Origin of the sequence: Brevibacterium sp. S111 (genome assembly GCF_004745075.1) — a bacterium.
Taxonomy (GTDB): Bacteria; Actinomycetota; Actinomycetes; order Actinomycetales; family Brevibacteriaceae; genus Brevibacterium.
In genome coordinates, this window is sequence record NZ_RHFH01000002.1 from 64,997 (window position 1) to 84,150 (window position 19,154).

Consider the following 19,154-nt stretch of genomic DNA (forward strand, 5'->3'; position numbering starts at 1 on the left):
ATGGACACCCCTCAACCGAGGATGCGCTGGTGGGGCTGGGGCGAGGACGGACACGACGGTCCCGTCAAACCTGGAGCGAAGAAGATGCTGAACAAGGTCTGCGGTCGGTCCGCCGGCGTCGTCAATCCGCCCATCGATCTCGACGACGTGCAGCTGCCCGCCCCGGCACTTCCGCGCGAGGCGTTCGCGCGCATCGCCGAGCTGCTCGGCGCCGGTCACATCCGCGACGATCATGCCCGGCGGGTCTCGCACTCCGTCGGTCGCAGCACCCCTGACCTCATCCGTCTGCGCAGCGGTGTGCTGAGCTCGGCCCCGGATGCTGTGCTCTATCCCGGCACCGACGCCGAGGTGGACGAGCTCCTGGCCATCTGCCAGGAGGAGCGAATCTCGGTCGTCCCCTTCGGAGGCGGCACCAGCGTCGTCGGCGGCATCGAGACCGTGCGCGGCGAGTTCAGCGGCAGCGTGTGCATCAGCCTGGCCCGGCTCGATGAGGTCGTCGACATCGATGAGGAGTCGCTGACAGTGACCGTTCAGGCCGGCGTCTTCGGCCCCGACCTCGAGGAGAAGCTCCAGGCAGCCGGCTTCACGCTCGGACATTTCCCGCAGTCGTTCGAGTTCAGCACCGTCGGAGGCTGGGTCGCGACCCGTTCGGCCGGTCAGCAGTCGACCGGATACGGACGCATCGACGCCAAGGTCCTCGGTCTGCGCTGCTCGACGCCCACCGGTCCCGTCGAGCTGCGCCCCTCCCCCGCCTCGGCGGCCGGCCCCGATCCTCGGCAGCTGATCGTCGGCTCCGAAGGCACCCTCGGCATCATCACCGAGGTGACGCTGGGCATCTCGCGCCTGCCGGAGGTCAGCCTGCCCGATGCCTGGTTCTTCCCCGATTTCCATTCCGGTGCGGCGGCGCTGCGGGAGATGGAGCAGACCGGTCTGCGACCGGATATCGCCCGGCTCTCCGACGTCAACGAGACGGCCTTCGGGCTCGCGCAGCTCGGCAGCGGGGTTCAGCGCAAGGGTGTTCTCGCCGTCCTCAGGGCCCGCGGCATCACGACCCCGTGCCTGCTGGTGCTGCGCTATGACGGGCAGAGGGCCTCGGCGCGGATGCGGCGGGCCGATGGACGCGACATCGCCAAGAGACACAAGGGCGTGAGCGTCGGCGGCTCCCCGGAGACCATGTGGGAGAAGCACCGCTTCTCGACGCCGTATCTGCGCGATCAGCTGCTCACGGAGGGAACGCTCGTCGACACCTTGGAGACCTCGGCTCCGTGGAGCGCGATCGAACAGCTCCACGACTCGATCGGTCAGGAGATCGAGGAGTCATTGGCGAAGCGGGGCACCCCTGCACTCGTGCTGTGCCACATCTCCCACCTCTACTCGACCGGCTGCTCCCTCTATTACACGATCTTCGCGCGCCAGGAGGAGGGCCGGGAGATCGCCCAGTGGAAGGCGCTGAAGACCGCGGCCAGCGATGCCATCATCGCCGGCGGCGGCACGATCACGCATCACCATGCCACCGGCCGCGACCACGCTCCGTGGATTCCCCGTGAGACCGGTGAGCTGTGGGTGCGGATGCTGCGCGCGGCGAAGGCCGAAGCGGATCCGGTGGGGATCATGAATCCCGGCAAGCTCATGAACGGACCGGATCAGCTGTGACAGCCGCTTCGCCTCCGCCGCTGCCGGTGATCCTCAACCCGACCGCCCGTCACGGAGAGGTGGGGCGGCGGATCGGGCCGATGAAGGCCGCCTTCGCTCGGAGGAGCTTGCAGGTCGAGGTTGTCGAGAGCCGCAGCGAGGCGCACGCGGGGGAGCTCGCCGCCGAGTTCGCCGGCCGCGGTGCGCCCCTCGTCGTCTCGCTCGGTGGAGACGGCCTGGTCCGCGCCGTCGGTGCCGGACTCCTCGGGACGCAGACGTCCCTGGGCATCATTGCCGGTGGCCGCGGCAATGATTTCATTGCGAAGCTCGGCATTCCGAAGGACGTCGAGGCGGCCGTCTCCGTCATCGCCGACGGATATGACCTTGCCATCGACACCCTCGACCTCGACGGGCTCATCTGCGTCGGCAATGTCAGCCTCGGCTTGGACACGACGGTGCAGGACTACGCCGATTCGACTCGCCGCATCAAGGGGCACTGGGTCTACCTGTACGGACTCATCCGCGCGATCAGGAGACCGACGCCCATCGACCTCGTCCTCACAGTCGACGGCGAGAGGCGCGGATTCCATGGGCTCTCGGCAGGTTTCGCGAACTCCGGCCGCTACGGCGGCGGGCTGAAGCTGTCCCCCGATGCGCAGGTCGACGACGGACTCATCGACGTGGTCCTCTTCGAAGACACGCTCGTGCCGCGCCTGGCCGCGGAGCTGGTCTCGTTCATGCTGGTCAGGCTTGGGTGGCACCCGCACATCAGCCTCAGTCACGCCACCGAGATCCGCATCGACACACCCCCGGGCGTGGATCCGGTCGTCATCATGGCCGACGGCGATGCGGTCGCTCGGACGCCGGCCACGCTCACGATCCGACCGGCCTCACTCAAGGTCCGCGTTCCACAGGACCGGAGAGCGTAACCGACCCGATGCTCCTCGTCTGCCGCAGGCAGAGACGGGGTTGCCCCACGCGAGCCCGGATGCCCTCAGTACTCCTTGGCCACCAAGGTGAGCACATCGTAGTTCGCGACGGGCTCCTCGTTCTGGTTGACGACCTGAGCGTCCCAGCGGACCTCCCCGTACTCGTCGGTCTCGCGCGGGGTGATGCGCTTGGCGGTCAGCGTCACCTTGAGCTTGTCGCCCGGGGAGACGGGCGTGATGAAGTTGAGCCCCTCGAGGCCGTAGTTCGCGAGCACCGGGCCGGGGTCCGGCTGGACGAAGAGTCCGGCGGCGAAGGAGACGATGAGGTAGCCGTGGGCCACGCGTCCCGGGAAGAACGGGTTCGCGGCGGCCGCCTCCTCATCCATGTGTGCGTAGAACGTGTCCCCGGTGAAGTTCGCGAAGTGCTCGATATCGTCGAGCGTGACCTCGCGCCATTCCGAGTCGAGGGTGTCGCCGAGGCGCAGGTCCGCAAGCGACTTCGTGAACGGATGCTCGCCGAGGCGGCGCTGCGATCCGCTCACCCATTCCCCGCCGATCGCGGTGAGCATGTCCGGGGAGGCCTGGATCGCGGTGCGCTGCATGAAGTGTTCGACACCGCGCAGTCCGCCCATCTCCTCGCCGCCCCCGGCCCGTCCGGGACCGCCGTGGATGAGGTTCGGCAGAGGCGAACCGTGGCCGGTCGACTCCTCGGCGTCGTCACGGTCGAGGACGAGCACTCGCCCGTGCCAGGGTGCGATCCTGCGGACGAATTCGGTGGCGAACTCGCGGTCGTGGGTGACGACCGAGCCGACCAGGGAACCGCGTCCGCGGGCGGCCAGACGGACGGCCTCCTCGGTGTCGGAATACGTGATGATCGAGGTCACGGGGCCGAAGGCCTCGATGTCGTGGACGGCATCGGCCCAGGCGTCATCGGCCTGGAGCACGGTGGCTGCGACATAGGCGCCGCCGTGTTCGGCGGCGAGGCGATCCGACTCCTCACGCCCGCCGGTGAGCAGGTGCGCTCCGCCGGCGAGGATCTCGTCGATGGAGTCGAGCACGTCGGCGCGCTGCTTGTCGGAGACCACCGGGCCCAGGCGGGTCGACTTCTCACGCGGATCGCCGACGCCCTGGGTGGCGAGCTTCGCGACGATGGCTTCGCTGACCGCCTCGGCGTGGGCAGCGGGGACGAAGGTGCGGCGGATCGCGGTGCACTTCTGGCCGGCTTTGACCGTCATCTCGGCGACGACGCCGGAGACGAACAGGTCGAATTCTTGCGTGCCGGGTCCGGCATCGGGACCGAGCAGGGAGAAGTTGAGCGAGTCCGCCTCGGCGAAGAATCGGGTGCCGCGCTCCGTGACGCAGTCGAGCCCGGACAGGCGGCGGGCGGTGTCCGCCGAGCCGGTGAAGGCGATGGCGTCCTGCTCGGCGAGGTGGTCGAAGAGCGGGGTGACGTCGCCGCTGACGAGCTGGATGGCACCTTCGGGCAGCAGGCCGGAATCGATCATGTCGGCAACGACCGCGCGCGTCAGGTGAGCGGTGTCGGTGGCGGGCTTGACGACGACGGGGACGCCGGCGACGAACATCGGGGCGAACTTCTCGAGCATGCCCCAGACGGGGAAGTTGAACGCGTTGATCTGCAGTGCCAGACCCTGTCGGGAGGTCAGGATGTGGCGACCGACGAAGGTGCCGTTCTTCGACAGTCGCTCGACACCGCCGTCGAGGTGGACGGTCGAGTTCGGCATCTGGCGACGGGCGACGCCGGAGTAGGTGAAGAGGGTGCCGATGCCGCCCTCGATGTCGACGAAGGCGTCGCGCTTCGTCGTGCCGGTGGTGAAGGAGATCTCGTGGTAGTCCTTCGTCCGCTCCATGAGGTGGGCGCCGAGCTGTTTGAGGATCACACCGCGCTGATGGAAGGTGAGCTTCTGCAGTTCGGGGATGCCGACCGTGCGCGCATGTTCGTCGACGGCGGCGAAGTCGAGGCCGGCCGAACTGACCTGGTGAAGGAGCTCACCGGTGGCGGCGTCGTGGACGGAGCGGGCGGACTCGGTCGCACCGGGCGTGTGCCAGGATCCTGCCACATAGGAACTGAGAATTTCGGTCATGCTTTGCTCTCCCTGGTGAAACGACGTCTCCCGGTTCACGGCGACCGCATTCGGCACCGCTGCCGATTCCTCCACAATATACTAACCAATCGGTCGGTAATTGTCATCGGACGACGGCGGAGGCGGAGCCGCGCTCAGGATGCGGCCGACGCCTCTGCGCAGGAGTGACACGGCGCATGTTCTGCCCTATGATCGAGACCAATTACTGACCAGACAGTCAGTCCCCCGCCACCTGTTCACCGACGGCACCGGCGATCACTCACGGTCGAGTATCACCGCCACCGGTGAGGTGCACGGCAATGTCGCCCAGCAACCGAAAGATCCGCTTATGTCCACGACAGCATCCGGCCCGTCCGCATCGCATCCGGCAGCACCCGCATCGATCACCCGCGAAGAGCGCAAGGTCCTCGCCGGCACCCTCGTCGGCACCACCATCGAGTGGTACGACTTCTTCATCTACGCGCAGGCCGCCGGGCTCGTCCTCTCGGCCCAGTACTTCGGGCCGCTGGCCTCAGACAATCCGGCACTCGGCCAGATCATGGCGTGGGCGTCTCTGGGCATCTCGTTCCTCTTCCGACCGTTGGGCGCGATCATCGCCGGCCACCTCGGCGATCGCATCGGACGCAAGAAGATGCTCGTGCTCACGCTCATTCTCATGGGGGCGGCGACTTCGCTCATCGGTCTGCTGCCGAACTACGCGATGATCGGCGTCGGCGCCCCGATCCTGCTCACTCTGCTGCGGATCCTTCAGGGCTTCTCCGCCGGCGGCGAGTGGGGCGGAGCCGCACTGCTGTCGGTCGAGCATGCACCGATCTCCAAGCGCGGCATCTTCGGTGCCTACCCGCAGATCGGCGTGCCGGTCGGCATGATCCTGGCCACCGGCGTCATCTGGATCCTGACCACCGTGCTCAGCCCCGAACAGTTCGCGAGCTTCGGCTGGCGCATTCCGTTCCTCTTCTCCGTCGTCCTCGTCCTCGTCGGCTATTACATCCGGCGCCAGGTCGAAGAGAGCCCCGTCTTCGCTGAGCTGGCCGAACGCAAGGCCGAATCCTCCGCGCCGCTGGGCACCCTGTTCAAGAAGAACACGAAGGAAGTCGTCCTCTCCGCGCTCATCTTCATCGGCAACAACGCCGTGGGCTACATGATCATCGCGTTCTTCGCCGCCTACGCCTCCCGACCGATCGAGGACGGCGGATCCGTCGGCCTCGACCGCGCACCCGTGCTGCTGGCGACGACGCTGGCAAGCTTCGGCTGGCTGATCTTCACGATGTGGGGCGGGGCGCTGTCTGACAGGCTCGGCCGCGTGCGCACCTTCCAGATCGGCTACATCCTCCTCATCGTCTGGCTCATCCCGACGTTCCTCATGATCGACATGGCCAACATCTGGGCCTACGGCATCGGCATCTTCGTCCTCACCGTCGGTATGGGCCTGTCCTACGGTCCGATGTCGGCGATGTACGCGGAGATGTTCCCCGCCCAGGTCCGCTACTCCGGTGTGTCGATCGGCTACGCGCTCGGCGCGATCCTCGGCGGCGCCTTCGCCCCGACCATCGCCGAAACGCTGCTCGCGGAGACCGGGAAGTCCATCTCGATCGCGATCTACATGATCATCGTGTGCATCATCTCGCTCATCGGCGTCAGCCTCGTCAAGGAGACCAAGGGCGTCGACCTCGGCATCACCAAGCACACGAGCTGAAACGCCCGGAGTGGTCCCGTTCGCTGCCTCTATGCTGGTGACGGGCCCGATCTGACCGGCAGGACGAGCCCTGGATCGACGACGAGGAGGATGCCCGCATGCCACCGGCCACGGAGCTGAGCCACACCGACATCGAGGCGGCCGCCGCACGGACCGGCGGGCGGGTACGGCCGGTCACGGTCACCTCGGCGCCGGAGGACGGGATCTTCTTCGCGCTCGAGTTCCTCCAGCACACGGGCACGTTCAAGGCCCGCGGTGCGCAGAATTTCATCCGCGCACACCTGGATGCCGGCACCTTCCCCGAGGCAGGGGTGACGATCGCCTCGGGCGGGAACGCGGGGCTCGCGTGTGCGTGGGCGGCCCGTGCGGCCGGGGTGCCCGCGACCGTGTTCCTGCCGACCACGGCCCCGAGCGTCAAGGTCGATCGGCTGCGCTCCTACGGGGCTCGCGTCGAGCTCGTCGGCAGCGAATTCGCCGAGGCGGCCGCCGCCTGCGACGAGTTCGTCGAGTCGTCCGGGGCGCTGGCCTCCCATGCCTACGACCACCCGCTCATCGCCGCCGGCGCGGGCACGCTCATGACCGAGATCCTCGGGCAGGTGCCCGATCTCGACACGGTCGTCGTCTCGGTCGGCGGGGGCGGGCTGTTCGCCGGAGTCGCGACGGCCGCTGCCCATCACGGAGTGCGCACGGTCGCGGTCGAGCCCAAGAACTGTCGGGCGCTCAATGCTGCACTCGAAGCGGGCGAACCGGTCGATGTCACGGTCGATTCGGTGGCAGCGGATTCGCTCGGAGCCCGGCGGGCGACGCCGCTGGGGGTGGCGGCTGCGCGGTCGGATCTGGTCACCTCGGTGCTGGTCGACGATGCGGCGATCAACGCCGCTCGGGAGCACCTGTGGGACGAGCATCGGCTCGCCGTCGAACATGCGGCGGCGACTGCACTTGCGGGGATCGACGGACCGCACCGCTCCGGTCAGTCGCGTGGATCGGACCGTTCCGACAGTTCAGGCGCCTCTGGCCCAGGCGCCTATGTGCCGGCTGCGGGCGAGAAGGTCTGCGTCATCCTGTGCGGGGCGAACACCAGCCTCGGAGATCTGTGACGCCGGCGGATTCCCGGCCCGAATGATTCCAGTGCTGACGGTCCTTAACTCTGGCGGTCCTTCGACCTCAGCGAGGCTTTGATGAGACCGAAGATCGCCATCGCGACAACCACGGCAATGATGGCCTTGACGAGGAACCACGCGATCGAGAACGCGATGTTGACCACCCACCAGGCGATGATGACGGCGATGATCGCGCCGATGATGCTCCACACGGTACTCATCTTCATGCCTCAAGCCTAGGCTCGAGCGCGGGTGGGTGCAATGACGGCCCGCACCATCCCAGCCGATCACCAGCTCCGGCTCATATGGCGATTCATCCCGGCAGCCCTCATCCCAGCGGCTGACATACCCGCCCTCATCCCGCCAGCTGGCGTTCCGGCACCCCTCATCCCGCCAGCTGGCTGGTCTCACCCCTTTAGTGCACTTCGCCATCAGGTTTGGTGCAGAACACCGTCACATTACGTACGGGCCATCAGTTCGCGTCATGATGATATGGACGAGATGTGGAAGTGCGACGCGACGTCGGCCGGCGCCCCAGCAGAGCGCCGCCTCGGCAGAGCGCCGGGTCAGCCGACCGGCTCGGCACCGGCGGTGCTGACGGCTCGCACGGCTCCGGCCGTACGCACGGCGCGGGCCGACCAGCGACGGTCGGCGAAACCGACCTCGATCGGATGGTCGAAGGCGGCGGAGACCTTTTCGGAGGTGAGCACCTCGCCGATGGAGTCCGCGGCGGTCAGTCGTCCTTCGGAGATGAGTGCGGCGTGCGTCGTCGTCTCGGGGATCTCCTCGAGGTGGTGTGTGACCAGCAGTGTCGCCAGCTGCGGCGAGCGCACCGACAGGTCGTCGATGGTCTCGAGCAGCTGTTCGCGTGCTGCGACGTCGAGGCCGGTGGTCGGTTCGTCGAAGAGCAGCAGCTGCGGATCGGCGATGAGCGCACGAGCCACGAGCGTCTTCCCCCGCTCCCCCTGCGACAGCACCTTCCAGCCCGCGTCCGCACGCGAGGTCAGCCCCACCTCGGCGATGAGGGAGTCGGCTTTCGCCACCTCGTGCGGTTCCGGTTCCCAGCGCAGGGGGCGTTCGACGGTGCCGGTCAGGCCGGTGAGGACGACCTCGCGCACGGACAGGTTCGAGCGCAGCGGATGGCGCGGATTCACGTGCCCGATGAAGCGGCGGAGGGCGGCGAGTTCGACGCGGCCCATCCGGGATCCGAGGATGTCGACGGTGCCGGAGGTCGGGAACACCTGCGCCGAGGCGAAGCTGAGCAGAGTGGACTTTCCGGCCCCGTTCGGTCCGATGAGCACCCAGTGTTCGCCGGCTCGCATGCGCAGGTCGATGCCGTGGAGGATATGCGTCTGCCCCCGTCGGAACGTCACCCCGGCAATATCGAGGACGGTTTCGGCCACGTCCCACTCTCCTCTTGAGTTCGCTGCTCGGCGGGTTCCACGCCGAAGGTCCCGCCGTTCGGCCGGGCCCATTCGAGTCTAGGCCCACCCCTTGTCGAAGCCGCCGCCATCGGTCGCGGCCGCGTTCCACATATTGGATCGCGGAGTAAGACCTCTGACTCGTCGACGATCGCAGAATGAGACGCTCGACGCGCGTTCTTGGCCTGATGCCCCGCGGTCCGACCCTTCATTCCGCCGCTCGGGCGCACGGGCCATAATGGGGGCATGCACAATGGCGCCGACCCGAATGAGGAACTCCGCGAGGAACATCGCATCAGGATGCGTGGTCGACTCCTCCGCCGCTCCGCGTCGTTCAATGTCGCTCATGCCGTCGACTCGCTCGAGCCCGGCACCGGCGCCCAGAGCATCCAGCGCGCACTGACGCTGCTCAACCTCGTCGGCCTCATCGCCGGTGAGCGACGCGAAGGCGCAAGCCTGTCCGAACTCGCCTCGATCAGCGGCCGTCCGAAGGCCAGCGTCCACCGCATGCTCCAGGCGCTCATCGCCATGGGTTATGTCGAACGGCTCGAGGAAGGCGGGTACCGCCTCGGCGTGCAGTCCCAGATCCTCGGGCAGCTGGCGCAGAAATCGGTCGACCCCCTGGTCACGGAGTCCGAGTCGAGCCTGCTGCGCCTGGCCGAGCTCAGCCACGACACCGTGTTCCTCACCCTGCGCACCGGCAGCTACTCGATCTGCGCGCGCCGCGAGGAGGGCTTCGGCGAGATCTTCAACAACGCCCTGTCCGTGGGCGACCGGCACCCGCTGGGCATCGGGGCCGGGTCTTTGGCGATCCTGTCCGAGCTCTCCCCCGCCGAGGTGGACGCCCAGTTCGAAGCCAACGCCGAGATCCTCGCCGAACGGTATCCGAAGGTCTCGGTCCCGCACCTGCGCGACATCATCGACCAGGCCCGCATCGACGGCTTCGTCCACAATCCCGGACTCTTCGCTCAGGGATCGTGGGCCGTGGGAGTGCCGTTGCGCATCCGCGGCTCCCGACCGCGCGCGGCTCTGTCGATCGCGAGCATCGCCGACCGCGTCACCGGGCCCCGGGTCGAACGCCTCGTCGCCCTGCTCCGTCGTGAGGCGAAGGCCATCTCCGAGGCGCTGAGCTCGCAGACCGACCCGGCCCCGGACTCCGGCGACCTCTGAGGCCCTGTCTCATCTGGCTCGTCCGCCCGGCCCCTTCGCTCCGCCCCGCCGCGCGGCCCTTTCGTTCCGCCGGCACACCTCACCCCGCCGAGGCGGCCCCGCGTTCGGCTGCCACCGTTTCGAGGATCTCGCCCATCCATCCGACCGCCGCCGGGTTCGGTCCCGTGCGGGTGACGAAGGAGACCCGCCTGGTGCCGAGGTCCTGCTTCGCCGGTCTGATCTCAACGGCGAAGCCCGTATCGACGGCGGCCTCCGTCGTCAGCGCACAGCCGAGTCCTTCGGCGACGAGTCCGTGGATCATATAGAGGTCGTCGCTGCGCATGAGCTCACGGACCTCGAGTCCGAGTGACCGGTAGACGCGATTGAGCACGCGCACCGAGGCTTCGGACTCATTGCGGCTCGACACCCACGCGACCTCACCCATCTGCTCGACGTCGAGCACGTCCTGCTTCGCCAGCTGCCCGTCACGGGCGACCATGACCCGGTAGGGCTCGTCGAGCAGGGTGCGCAGTCTCAGTTCGGGCCCGGCGAATTCGGGCAGTTCGGGGATGTCGTAGATGAGGCCGGCATGGACCTCACCGCTGTGCAACATGCGCACCACCTCGCTGGGCTCGGCCTCGACGACCTCGACGCGCACCGACTTCTGTGCCTGCAGTTCGGCGATCGCGGCCGGCAGCAGGCGTGAGCCGATCGAGGAGAAGGACCCGATCCGCAGGGTGACCACGCCCGCGTCGCGCTGCGCGGTCACGAGCTGTTCGGCGCGGTCGATGCGCTCGAGCACGGGCGCGATCTCCGCGGCGAAGGACTCGCCCAAGGGCGTCAGCCGGGCACCGCTCCGGGCCCGCTCGACGAGCTGCACACGCAGATGCGATTCGAGTGTTCGCAGGTGGTGGGTCACGGTCGGCACTCCGTGGCCGAGCACCTCGGCGGCGCGGTTGAGGCTCCCCACCTCCCGGACGGCCTGGAGGACCCGGAACTGCTGCAGATTCATCATGGTATAGACACTATGACAGTGTGATCGATTTCTTGCTATAGCGTAGGTTTCTTCGCTTCCGTAGCGTGAGTTCCATGCGCACCGATTCCCAGCTCTCCGAACTGCCCTCCGGCACCGTGGCCCACATCGACCCGCGCCAGCACGAGGCCCCGTACGCGGATGCCCTCCGCGCTCTGGCCGCCCAGGACTGGCAGCGTCTTCACGTCCCGGCTCATCAGGGCTCGGGCGCACATGCCCCGGGCCTGGCGGACATCGTCGGTGAGAGCGGCATGAGCATCGACTTCCCGATGCTCTTCAGCGGCATCGATCAGCAGAGTTGGAGGATGATCGATCACGATCGCCGGACTCCGATCGCGGCCGCCCAGCAGCTCGCCGCCGAGGCCTGGGGAGCCTCGCGCAGCTGGTTCATCACGAACGGCGCTTCCGGCGGCAACCACATCGCTACCACCGTCGTGCGCGGGCTGGGACGAGAGTTCGTGCTCCAGCGCAGCGTCCACTCCTCCGTCATCGACGGCATCATCCACGCCGAGCTGAGCCCGCATTTCGTCCACCCCCGGGTCGACGCCGGCCTCGGATCCTCCCACGGCGTCACCGTCGCCCAGGTCGAATCCGCACTCCGGCAGCATCCCGACAGCTCCGCCGTCTACCTCGTTTCTCCGAGCTACTTCGGCGCCGTGGCCGATATCGCCGCCATCGCCGAGGCGGCCCACTCCCACGATGTCCCGCTCATCGTCGATGAGGCCTGGGGCTCCCACTTCGGCATGCACCCGGATCTGCCGGTCAACGCAGTCCGCCTCGGCGCCGACCTCGTCATCTCGAGCACGCACAAGGGTGCGGGTTCGCTGGCCCAGTCCGCGATGATCCACCTCGGCCACTCCCGGCACGCCCGCCGCATCGACGGTCTCGTCGATCGGGTCGTGAAGTCCTACCAGTCGACCTCGAGCAGCTCTCTGCTGCTGGCTTCGCTCGACGAGGCCAGACGCCATCTGGTCACCCGCCCCGAGGCGATCGGCGCGGCCCTGGACACCGCCGCGGAGCTGCGCTCCCGGGTGAAGAGCGACACCCGCTTCCGTGATGCCACGCCCGATATCCTCGGCGGACACGATGCGATCGACCACGATCCGTTCAAGGTCGTCATCGACACCCGCGGCGCCGGAATCACGGGTGCCGAGGCCCAGTACCGGCTCATCCGCGACCACCGCATCTACTGCGAACTCGCAACCCCCTCGGCGCTGCTCCTGCTCATCGGTGCCACCTCGCCGGTCGACGTCGAACGGTTCTGGTCCGCCCTGCAGGCGCTGCCGCGATCGGAGTCCGAGCCGGAGCGTCCGATCGTCGTCCCCGGCAGCTGCGTCAAGCGCATGGAGATCAGCCAGGCGCATTTCGCGGACTCACAGGTCGTGGACTCCGCCGAGGCCATCGGTCAGGTCTCGGCCGACGCCCTGGCCGCGTATCCGCCCGGAGTGCCCAATGTGCTGCCCGGGGAAGTCCTCAGCGCCGAGGTGGTCTCCTTCCTCCGCATGACCGCGGCCGCACCGTCGGGATACGTCCGCGGCGCCCAGGACTCACGGATGGACACCTTCCGGGTCGTGAGCGATCGCTCCCGGGCCCGAGCCTGAAGCACCGAGGGGACCACTTGGTGTCGACCGGACCAGGCGCAACCCGCTCGCTCGAAGCCAAGTGGTCCGCTCGGCGAAGCGGGCTCGCGCCCCGCACTCAGCGCAGACTCAGCGCAGAACCACCGTCCTCTTGCCCGAGAGGAAGACACGACCGTCGCAATGCCACTTCACGGCACTGGACAGCGCTTTGCATTCGGCGTCGCGGCCGGCAGCGACGAGATCCTCGGGGGCGAAGGAATGGTCGACCTCGACGAGCTGCTGGGCGATGATCGGCCCCTCATCGAGCTCGCTGTTGACGAAGTGCGCGGTCGCTCCGACGGTCTTGACCCCGCGCTCCCACGCCTGGTGGTAGGGCTTGGCGCCCTTGAACGAAGGCAGGAACGAGTGGTGGATGTTGATCGCGCGTCCGGTGAGCTCGCGGGCGAGGTCATCGGAGAGGATCTGCATATAGCGGGCGAGCACCACGAGGTCGACTTCGAAGCGGTCGACGAGTTCGAGCAGCTTCGCCTCGGCCGCCGGTTTCGTCTCCTTCGTCACTGGGATCCGGAAGAACGGGATGTGATGCCATTCGACGAGTTCACGGTGGTCGGGGTGGTTCGACACGACGGCGGCGATCTCGATCGGCAGCTCGCCGACGCGGGCGCGGAAGAGCAGATCGTTGAGGCAGTGCTCGAACTTCGAGACCATGATGAGCACCCGTCGCTTCTCGCCCTGCGGCCACAGCTGCCAGGTCGCCCCGAACTCCTCGCCGATCGCCGCGAAGTCGGTCCGCAGCGCCTCGATCCCGTTGCCCGGCTCCTCGGAGACGCGGAAGTCGATGCGCAGGAACAGCTGCTGCGTCGACTGGTCATCGAACTGTTTGAACTCCTTGATGTCCCCGCCGTGGGTGAGCAGCGCACCGGTCACCGCATGGGTGATACCGGGACGCTCGGCGCATTCGAGAGTGAAGATGAAGTCCTGCATGTCTCTTTCCTTCTGCAGTCGGGGTTCGGCTGGATCGCGGCCGCTCAGCATTCGACGACGTTGACGGCGAGGCCACCGCGCGATGTCTCCTTGTACTTGGATTTCATATCGGCTCCAGTCTGCCGCATGGTTTCGATCGCCTGGTCGAGGCTCACTCGATGCGAGCCGTCGCCGTGCATGGCGAGCCTCGCGGCGTTGATCGCCTTCACCGAGGCGATGGCATTGCGCTCGATGCAGGGGACCTGCACGGTTCCGCCGACCGGATCGCACGTGAGTCCGAGGTTGTGCTCGAGACCGATCTCGGCGGCGTTCTCCACCTGCTCCGGCGTCCCGCCGAGCACGGCGCACAGGCCCGCGGCAGCCATCGCACAGGCCGACCCGACCTCCCCCTGACAGCCCACCTCGGCGCCGGAGATCGAGGCATTGCGTTTGAACAGGATCCCGATCGCCCCAGCCGTGAGCAGGAACTCGACGACCGCGTCGTCGCTCGCCGCGCCGGGATCACCGGGGGCGTCGTCATCGACGGCGCCCTCGCCACCCGGCCCGTCCCCGATGACGAACCGGTCCATGTAGTGGAGCACCGCGGGGATGATGCCCGCCGCCCCGTTCGTCGGGGCGGTGACGATGCGCCCGCCCGAGGCGTTCTCCTCATTGACGGCCAGGGCATAGAGATTCACCCATTCGAGGGCATCGAGGGAACCCGAGGCACGGTATTCGGCGGCCTCAAGCGTCGATCGCAGCTGCGGGGCCCGCCGCCCCACTTTGAGACCGCCGGGCAGGGTCGTCTCCGTGCGTGTGCACCCGTTGTGCACGCATTCGCGCATCACCGCCCAGATGTCGAGCAGCTGTTTGCGCAGCAGCTCGTCGTCCTGGCGCTGACGTTCGTTGACCGCCATCAGCTCGGCGATGCTCAGCTGGTGCGCACGGCACTGTGCGACAAGCTCATCGGCCGTGGAGAACTCGATGGTGTCCCCGTCCCGACCATGCCCGTCCCGATCGTCCCCGACTGTGTCAATCGCCTCGGCGGCCTCCTTCTCCGCGGCGAGCTCCTCAGCGGTGACGACGAATCCCCCGCCCACCGAGTAGTACTCGCGCTCGATGAGCCCACCGTCGACCTCGGCGCTGATCCGCATCCCGTTGGGATGGCCGGGCAGCGATTCGCGCAGGTGCAGGGTGAGGTCGGTCTGTGCGTCGAAGGGCACGGACATTCGCCCGCCGAGGTGGAGCGTGCCCTTCTCACGCACCTCGGCGACCAGCGGTCCCACCGAATCCGGGTCGAGGGTCTCGGGTTCCAATCCGCTCAGTCCCGCGAGCACGGCGGAATCCGAACCGTGTCCGATTCCCGTCGCTCCGAGCGAGCCGTAGAGTCCGACCCGGATCGCTTCGACGCGGCCGAGCAGCCCTGCGGCCTCGAGTTCCCGGACGAAGCGCACCGCCGCTCGCATCGGCCCCACCGTGTGCGAGGAGGAGGGGCCGATGCCGATGGAGAACAGGTCGAGGACCCCGAGCGCCATCAGCCGGTCCTCTCCGCTGTCACGCCGCGGTCGGCGCCGGTCGCACCGTCGGCACCGTCGCCGAGGAACTCCGCCATGCCGTCGAGCAGCCAGCGGACCAGGTAGTCGGCGAAGCTCGCGCGCGGGTAAACACGGTAGGCCTCCTCCGAGGAGTGGTGGAGGATGACCGGCACGGGGCCCAGCTGGGTGACGATCGCGGTGCCGATTCCGAAGGCGCGCGGGTGGAGGTCGGCGCGACAGCTCTTCTCGAGCACCTCGCGAGCTCTCCCACCGGAGAGTTCGAGGATCGTGCGGTTGGCCGAGAGGTCGACGGCCTGTCCGGGTAGCCCTTCGAGGCCCGCCTCGGCGACGAGGGTCTCCCCCGGCTGCTGCCGGCGGGAGACGTCGACGGCGAGGAATTCGTCGGGGCTCAGCCACAGGATGTGCAGCCCTGCACTGTCGCCGGTGACCTCGCCGACCCGGCGGGGCAGCGGCAGACCGAAGGCGTCTTCGAGCACTCGCCCCGAGGCTGAGTCGGGTTCGGCTCGGGCACCGAGCTGGACGGCGAACGGCAGTTCGCGCAGGGCCACGGCTCGGCCCCCAGCGGCCGATGCCTGAGCCATCTCGTCGGCCAGGTGAGCCGCCGGGGAGATGCGCAGGTCCTCGAGCGAACCGGCATCGGTGCGGTCGCGAACCGTTTGGGCAGCACTCCCCTGAGCAGTGCGGGCGGTGTCGGTGGAATAGGTGGTGTCAGCCATCGCGGCGGTTTCCTTCCGGGTCGTAGAAGACGGGCGAGGTGATCTCGACGTCGACGAGGGTGTCGCCGAACGGGGATTTCACGATCTCGCCTTCGCGGTTGCGGCCGTTCTCGACGAGGGCGAGTCCGAAGGGACGGTCGAGGCTGGGCGAGATGTAGGAGGAGGTGACGTGGCCGATCATCGGCACGGGTCCCTCGTCCGGCGTCACCGGCGTGGCCGAGGTGATGAGCTGTGCCCCCTCGGCCAGACGCGTGGTTCCGTCGACGGGCAGCACGCCCACGAGGTGCTTGCGGTCCTCCCGGGCCGTGTCGACACGGGAGTAGGAGCGTTTGCCGATGAAGTCCTTGAACTTCGAGACGATCCATTCCATGCCGGCGTCGGCCGGGGTCACGGTGCCGTCGGTGTCCTGGCCGACGATGATGAAGCCCTTCTCGGCGCGCAGCACGTGCATGACCTCGGTGCCGTAGGGGGTGATGTCGAACTCGGCCCCCGCCTCGGCGACGGCCTCCCAGACGGCGAGTCCGTAGAACGTGTCGACGTTGATCTCGAAGGCGAGCTCACCGGAGAACGAGATCCGGCAGATCCGTGCGGGAATGCCGCCTACCAGCGTCGTCTCCCGGAAGCCCATGAACTCGAAGGCCTCGTTCGACACGTCGAGGTTGGGGGCGAGTTTGGCGATGACCTCACGCGACCGGGGGCCGGCCACGGCGACGGTCGCCCACTGTTCGGTCACCGAGGTGAAGACGACGTCGAGTTCGGGCCACTCGGTCTGGTGCCATTCCTCGAGCCATTCGAGGACGGTCGCCGCCCCGCCGGTCGTCGTCGTCATGTAGTAGCGGTCCTCGGCCACGCGCAGGGTCACGCCGTCGTCGAAGATCATCCCGTCGGGCTTGCACATCAGCCCGTAGCGGCCCTTGCCGACCTTCAGCTTCTTGAACCCATTCGTGTAGATCCGACCGAGGAACTCTCCGGCATCCGTGCCGCGGATCTCGATCTTGCCGAGCGTCGAGGCATCTTGGAAGCCGACGGATTCGCGCACGGCCTTGCCCTCGCGCAGCACCGCCGCGTCCATGTCCTCACCCGGCTTCGGGTAGTACCAGGGACGCTTCCACTGTCCGACATCCTCGAACTCGGCGCCGTGGGCGACATGCCACGAGTGGATCGACGTGATGCGGGCCGGGTCGAACAGCTCGCCCTTGCGACGTCCGGCCAGAGCGGCGAACGGGACGGGGGCGAAGGGAGCGCGGAAGGTCGTGTGACCGACCTGTCCGAGGTCCGCGGCTTCGCCCAGCACCGAGGCGATCGCGCCGATCGCGTTGACCGCCGAGGTCTTGCCCTGGTCGTTCGCCGTCGAGATCGAGGTGTAGCGCTTGATGTGCTCGACCGAGCGCATCCCCGCATTCATCGCCCGCTGGACGTCGGCGACGGTCTGATCGCGCTGGAAGTCGATGAAATGCGTGGTCAGAGCCGTGTGCTCGTCCTTCGCCGAGGTGACCAGCCACAGCGGGCGGGCCGGGGCGCAGGCCATCGGCGCGGCGGCCGGAACGTTGAGTTCGATGGGGAAACCGGTGCGGTCGGCTGCGGCATTGCCGGCTTCGGCCCCCTGCCTGAGGGCCGCTTCGAGCGAATAGTCGCCGTTGATCGCTCCTGCCGTGGACTGGTTCGGCACGGGGGTCGTCGGGACGAAGGCGGCGATGTCGGCTCGCCAGTGGATCGGGCCCTTGCGCTGGCCGTGGAGGTGGATGACCGGTGAGTGTCCGCCGCTGACGGCGAGCAGATCGACGGCGATGTCCTCACCATCGTCCTCTGCGACACCGTCCTCGTCGAGACCGGAGACCGTGATCGCACTGATCCGTCCCGCCGGGCCCTCACCTGCGGTGCCGCTGACGGCGGAGCCGAGGATGAGTCGTACGCCCGTCTCCTCGCTCACGCGCTTCGCCGCCGCCGAGGCGGTTGTCCGGGAGTCGATGACCGCGGGGATGTCGATGCCGGCTGCATGCAGGTCCGAGACGAGCTCGTAGGCGGAGTCGTTCGTCGTGGCCACGGCGATCGAGTCACCGGCGGCGACTCCGTAGCGGTTGAGGTAGGTGCGCACCGCCGTGGCGAGCATGATGCCGGGGCGGTCGTTGTCGGCGAAGACGATCGGACGATCATGGGCACCGGTGGCGAGCACGACCTGTCCGGCTCGAATGTGCCAGACGCGCTGGCGGGTGCCGGGGCGGGCCGATGCGGTGCCTGTGCTGTCCGGATCTCCGGCCCCGTCGGCGCCGACGAGCTCGACGGTGCGGTCTTCGAGGGCGACGAAATAGTTCGAGTCGTAGCTGCCGAAGACCGTGGTGTTCGGCACGCAGCTCAGTTCCTCGTCCTCGGCGAATCCGGCGAGGGTGGTCTCGATCCACTCGACGGGGTCCTGTCCGTCGATGGTCTCCGCGGCCGAGCTGCCCGAGGAGGGCGTCGATGCCGACAGCAGCGATCCGCCGGGGGCGGGACCATCATCGAGCAGCAGTGTCCGGGCACCGGATCTGCCTGCCTCACGGGCCGCGGCCAGGCCTGCCGGTCCCGCTCCGACGACGAGGACATCGGTGTGGACGTGCTTGTGTTCGTAGACGAGCTCGTCCTGGCCGGGGTCGAGGATGCCCAGACCCGCGAGGTATTCGGCTTCGAGCCCCTCGGTGATGGCGACGCGTGTGGCCGGCAGCATCGATTCGGAGACGTCCCCGGGGACGCGGGCCTTGACGCGCACCAGAGCGTTCGACTCTTCGATGCCTGCGCCGAGGATTCCGCGGGCCCGCGACAGGTAGGTGGAGTTGCCGCAGTCGACGCGGCCGGCGGCGATGAGGGCGCTGGCGATGGTGTCTCCGGCGAAGCCCGAATAGGACTGTCCGTCGACGGTGAAGGAGATCGGGCGGCTGCGATCGATGCCGCGGGCTCCGGCGATCCGGGTGTCGGTCAAGCGTGGGTCTGTCATTGTCCGGCCTCGCCTTCGAGTGTTGTCGGTCGGTTATCGCCCATCGGGTAGACGGCGATGAAGTCATAGGTCACGGTGTCGCGGACGGCGTTGAACCATTTGCGGCAGCCTGCGCTGTGGCTCCACATCTCCGCGTAGGCACCGCGGTCGTTGTCGCGGTAGAAGAGGTATTCGGCCCACTCCCTGTCGCTCAGGGCGTGTGGGTCGGCGGGGTAGGGCACGTGGGCCTGACCGCCGTAGTGGAATTCGGTTTCGTCGCGCGGCCCGCAGTTCGGGCAGTCGATGAGAAGCATGTCGGTCCTTTCCGTC

The 19,154-nt window shown here is 68.0% G+C and carries 15 protein-coding genes; 6 read left to right on the forward strand and 9 right to left on the reverse strand.

Annotation, left to right across the window (positions count from 1 at the left end):
* Entirely contained in the window at window positions 1-1,653 is a 1,653-nt protein-coding gene (locus EB836_RS02635; protein ID WP_135537573.1) for an FAD-binding oxidoreductase, read from the forward strand.
* Entirely contained in the window at window positions 1,650-2,561 is a 912-nt protein-coding gene (locus EB836_RS02640) for a diacylglycerol kinase family protein (protein WP_167854329.1), read from the forward strand. Before EB836_RS02635 ends, EB836_RS02640 begins: the two co-directional genes overlap by 4 nt.
* 65 nt (window positions 2,562-2,626) lie before the next feature.
* On the opposite strand, the gene paaZ is transcribed toward EB836_RS02640, so the two are convergent.
* Window positions 2,627-4,663 (reverse strand): phenylacetic acid degradation bifunctional protein PaaZ, encoded by a 2,037-nt coding sequence (gene paaZ / locus EB836_RS02645; RefSeq protein ID WP_135537575.1) that lies wholly within the window; start codon window positions 4,661-4,663, stop codon window positions 2,627-2,629.
* Window positions 4,664-4,991: 328 nt separating this feature from the next.
* Between paaZ and EB836_RS02650 the strand changes: the two genes are divergently transcribed.
* Entirely contained in the window at window positions 4,992-6,359 is a 1,368-nt protein-coding gene (locus tag EB836_RS02650) for an MFS transporter (RefSeq protein ID WP_135537576.1), read from the forward strand.
* A 98-nt stretch (window positions 6,360-6,457) separates the two neighbouring features.
* On the forward strand, window positions 6,458-7,456 hold the full coding sequence (locus tag EB836_RS02655; protein ID WP_135537577.1) for a serine/threonine dehydratase: 999 nt from the start codon (window positions 6,458-6,460) through the stop codon (window positions 7,454-7,456).
* Between the two features lie 44 nt (window positions 7,457-7,500).
* Here the strand turns inward: EB836_RS02655 and EB836_RS02660 are convergent, their stop codons facing one another.
* Window positions 7,501-7,686 carry a hypothetical protein gene (locus EB836_RS02660; RefSeq protein WP_135537578.1) on the reverse strand — a complete coding sequence of 62 codons (186 nt, stop codon included), beginning with the start codon at window positions 7,684-7,686 and terminating at the stop codon, window positions 7,501-7,503.
* Window positions 7,687-8,025: 339 nt separating this feature from the next.
* Window positions 8,026-8,862 carry an ATP-binding cassette domain-containing protein gene (locus EB836_RS02665; RefSeq protein ID WP_135537579.1) on the reverse strand — a complete coding sequence of 279 codons (837 nt, stop codon included), beginning with the start codon at window positions 8,860-8,862 and terminating at the stop codon, window positions 8,026-8,028.
* Between the two features lie 264 nt (window positions 8,863-9,126).
* Here EB836_RS02665 and EB836_RS02670 point away from each other — a divergent pair, with 264 nt between their 5' ends.
* On the forward strand, window positions 9,127-10,050 hold the full coding sequence (locus EB836_RS02670) for an IclR family transcriptional regulator (RefSeq protein ID WP_135537580.1): 924 nt from the start codon (window positions 9,127-9,129) through the stop codon (window positions 10,048-10,050).
* A gap of 79 nt (window positions 10,051-10,129) precedes the next feature.
* Here the strand turns inward: EB836_RS02670 and EB836_RS02675 are convergent, their stop codons facing one another.
* Window positions 10,130-11,044 carry a LysR family transcriptional regulator gene (locus EB836_RS02675; RefSeq protein ID WP_135537581.1) on the reverse strand — a complete coding sequence of 305 codons (915 nt, stop codon included), beginning with the start codon at window positions 11,042-11,044 and terminating at the stop codon, window positions 10,130-10,132.
* Between the two features lie 74 nt (window positions 11,045-11,118).
* On the opposite strand from EB836_RS02675, the gene EB836_RS02680 reads away from it, so the two are divergent.
* Window positions 11,119-12,663 carry an aminotransferase class I/II-fold pyridoxal phosphate-dependent enzyme gene (locus EB836_RS02680; protein WP_135537582.1) on the forward strand — a complete coding sequence of 515 codons (1,545 nt, stop codon included), beginning with the start codon at window positions 11,119-11,121 and terminating at the stop codon, window positions 12,661-12,663.
* 108 nt (window positions 12,664-12,771) lie between these two features.
* On the opposite strand, the gene purU is transcribed toward EB836_RS02680, so the two are convergent.
* The 5 genes from purU to EB836_RS02705 are packed head-to-tail and all read right to left on the reverse strand — an operon-like array spanning window position 12,772 to window position 19,138.
* Complete coding sequence (gene purU, locus EB836_RS02685) at window positions 12,772-13,626, reverse strand: formyltetrahydrofolate deformylase (protein ID WP_135537583.1); 855 nt, start codon at window positions 13,624-13,626, stop codon at window positions 12,772-12,774.
* 44 nt (window positions 13,627-13,670) lie between these two features.
* Window positions 13,671-15,140, reverse strand: a complete 1,470-nt coding sequence (locus EB836_RS02690) for an L-serine ammonia-lyase (protein WP_135537584.1) — start codon at window positions 15,138-15,140, stop codon at window positions 13,671-13,673.
* The gene (locus EB836_RS02695) at window positions 15,140-15,877 is read right to left on the reverse strand and encodes a sarcosine oxidase subunit gamma family protein (RefSeq protein WP_135537585.1); all 738 of its coding nucleotides are present in this window, start codon (window positions 15,875-15,877) and stop codon (window positions 15,140-15,142) included. The genes EB836_RS02690 and EB836_RS02695 overlap by 1 nt, the downstream gene beginning before the upstream one ends.
* Window positions 15,870-18,845 carry a 2Fe-2S iron-sulfur cluster-binding protein gene (locus EB836_RS02700; protein WP_135537586.1) on the reverse strand — a complete coding sequence of 992 codons (2,976 nt, stop codon included), beginning with the start codon at window positions 18,843-18,845 and terminating at the stop codon, window positions 15,870-15,872. Before EB836_RS02700 ends, EB836_RS02695 begins: the two co-directional genes overlap by 8 nt.
* Window positions 18,842-19,138 (reverse strand): sarcosine oxidase subunit delta, encoded by a 297-nt coding sequence (locus tag EB836_RS02705; RefSeq protein WP_135537587.1) that lies wholly within the window; start codon window positions 19,136-19,138, stop codon window positions 18,842-18,844. The genes EB836_RS02700 and EB836_RS02705 overlap by 4 nt, the downstream gene beginning before the upstream one ends.
* Window positions 19,139-19,154: the final 16 nt, after the last annotated feature.

What these genes read in the sequence shown, in the direction of transcription:
- EB836_RS02660 (WP_135537578.1), bottom strand. Translation starts at nt 7,686, where the DNA reads ATGAAGATGAGTACCGTGTGGAGCATCATCGGCGCGATCATCGCCGTC.
- EB836_RS02695 (WP_135537585.1), bottom strand. Translation starts at nt 15,877, where the DNA reads ATGGCTGACACCACCTATTCCACCGACACCGCCCGCACTGCTCAGGGG.
- EB836_RS02635 (WP_135537573.1), top strand. Translation starts at nt 1, where the DNA reads ATGGACACCCCTCAACCGAGGATGCGCTGGTGGGGCTGGGGCGAGGAC.
- EB836_RS02680 (WP_135537582.1), top strand. Translation starts at nt 11,119, where the DNA reads ATGCGCACCGATTCCCAGCTCTCCGAACTGCCCTCCGGCACCGTGGCC.
- EB836_RS02705 (WP_135537587.1), bottom strand. Translation starts at nt 19,138, where the DNA reads ATGCTTCTCATCGACTGCCCGAACTGCGGGCCGCGCGACGAAACCGAA.
- paaZ (WP_135537575.1), bottom strand. Translation starts at nt 4,663, where the DNA reads ATGACCGAAATTCTCAGTTCCTATGTGGCAGGATCCTGGCACACGCCC.
- EB836_RS02670 (WP_135537580.1), top strand. Translation starts at nt 9,127, where the DNA reads ATGCACAATGGCGCCGACCCGAATGAGGAACTCCGCGAGGAACATCGC.
- EB836_RS02655 (WP_135537577.1), top strand. Translation starts at nt 6,458, where the DNA reads ATGCCACCGGCCACGGAGCTGAGCCACACCGACATCGAGGCGGCCGCC.
- EB836_RS02700 (WP_135537586.1), bottom strand. Translation starts at nt 18,845, where the DNA reads ATGACAGACCCACGCTTGACCGACACCCGGATCGCCGGAGCCCGCGGC.
- purU (WP_135537583.1), bottom strand. Translation starts at nt 13,626, where the DNA reads ATGCAGGACTTCATCTTCACTCTCGAATGCGCCGAGCGTCCCGGTATC.
- EB836_RS02650 (WP_135537576.1), top strand. Translation starts at nt 4,992, where the DNA reads ATGTCCACGACAGCATCCGGCCCGTCCGCATCGCATCCGGCAGCACCC.
- EB836_RS02690 (WP_135537584.1), bottom strand. Translation starts at nt 15,140, where the DNA reads ATGGCGCTCGGGGTCCTCGACCTGTTCTCCATCGGCATCGGCCCCTCC.
- EB836_RS02675 (WP_135537581.1), bottom strand. Translation starts at nt 11,044, where the DNA reads ATGATGAATCTGCAGCAGTTCCGGGTCCTCCAGGCCGTCCGGGAGGTG.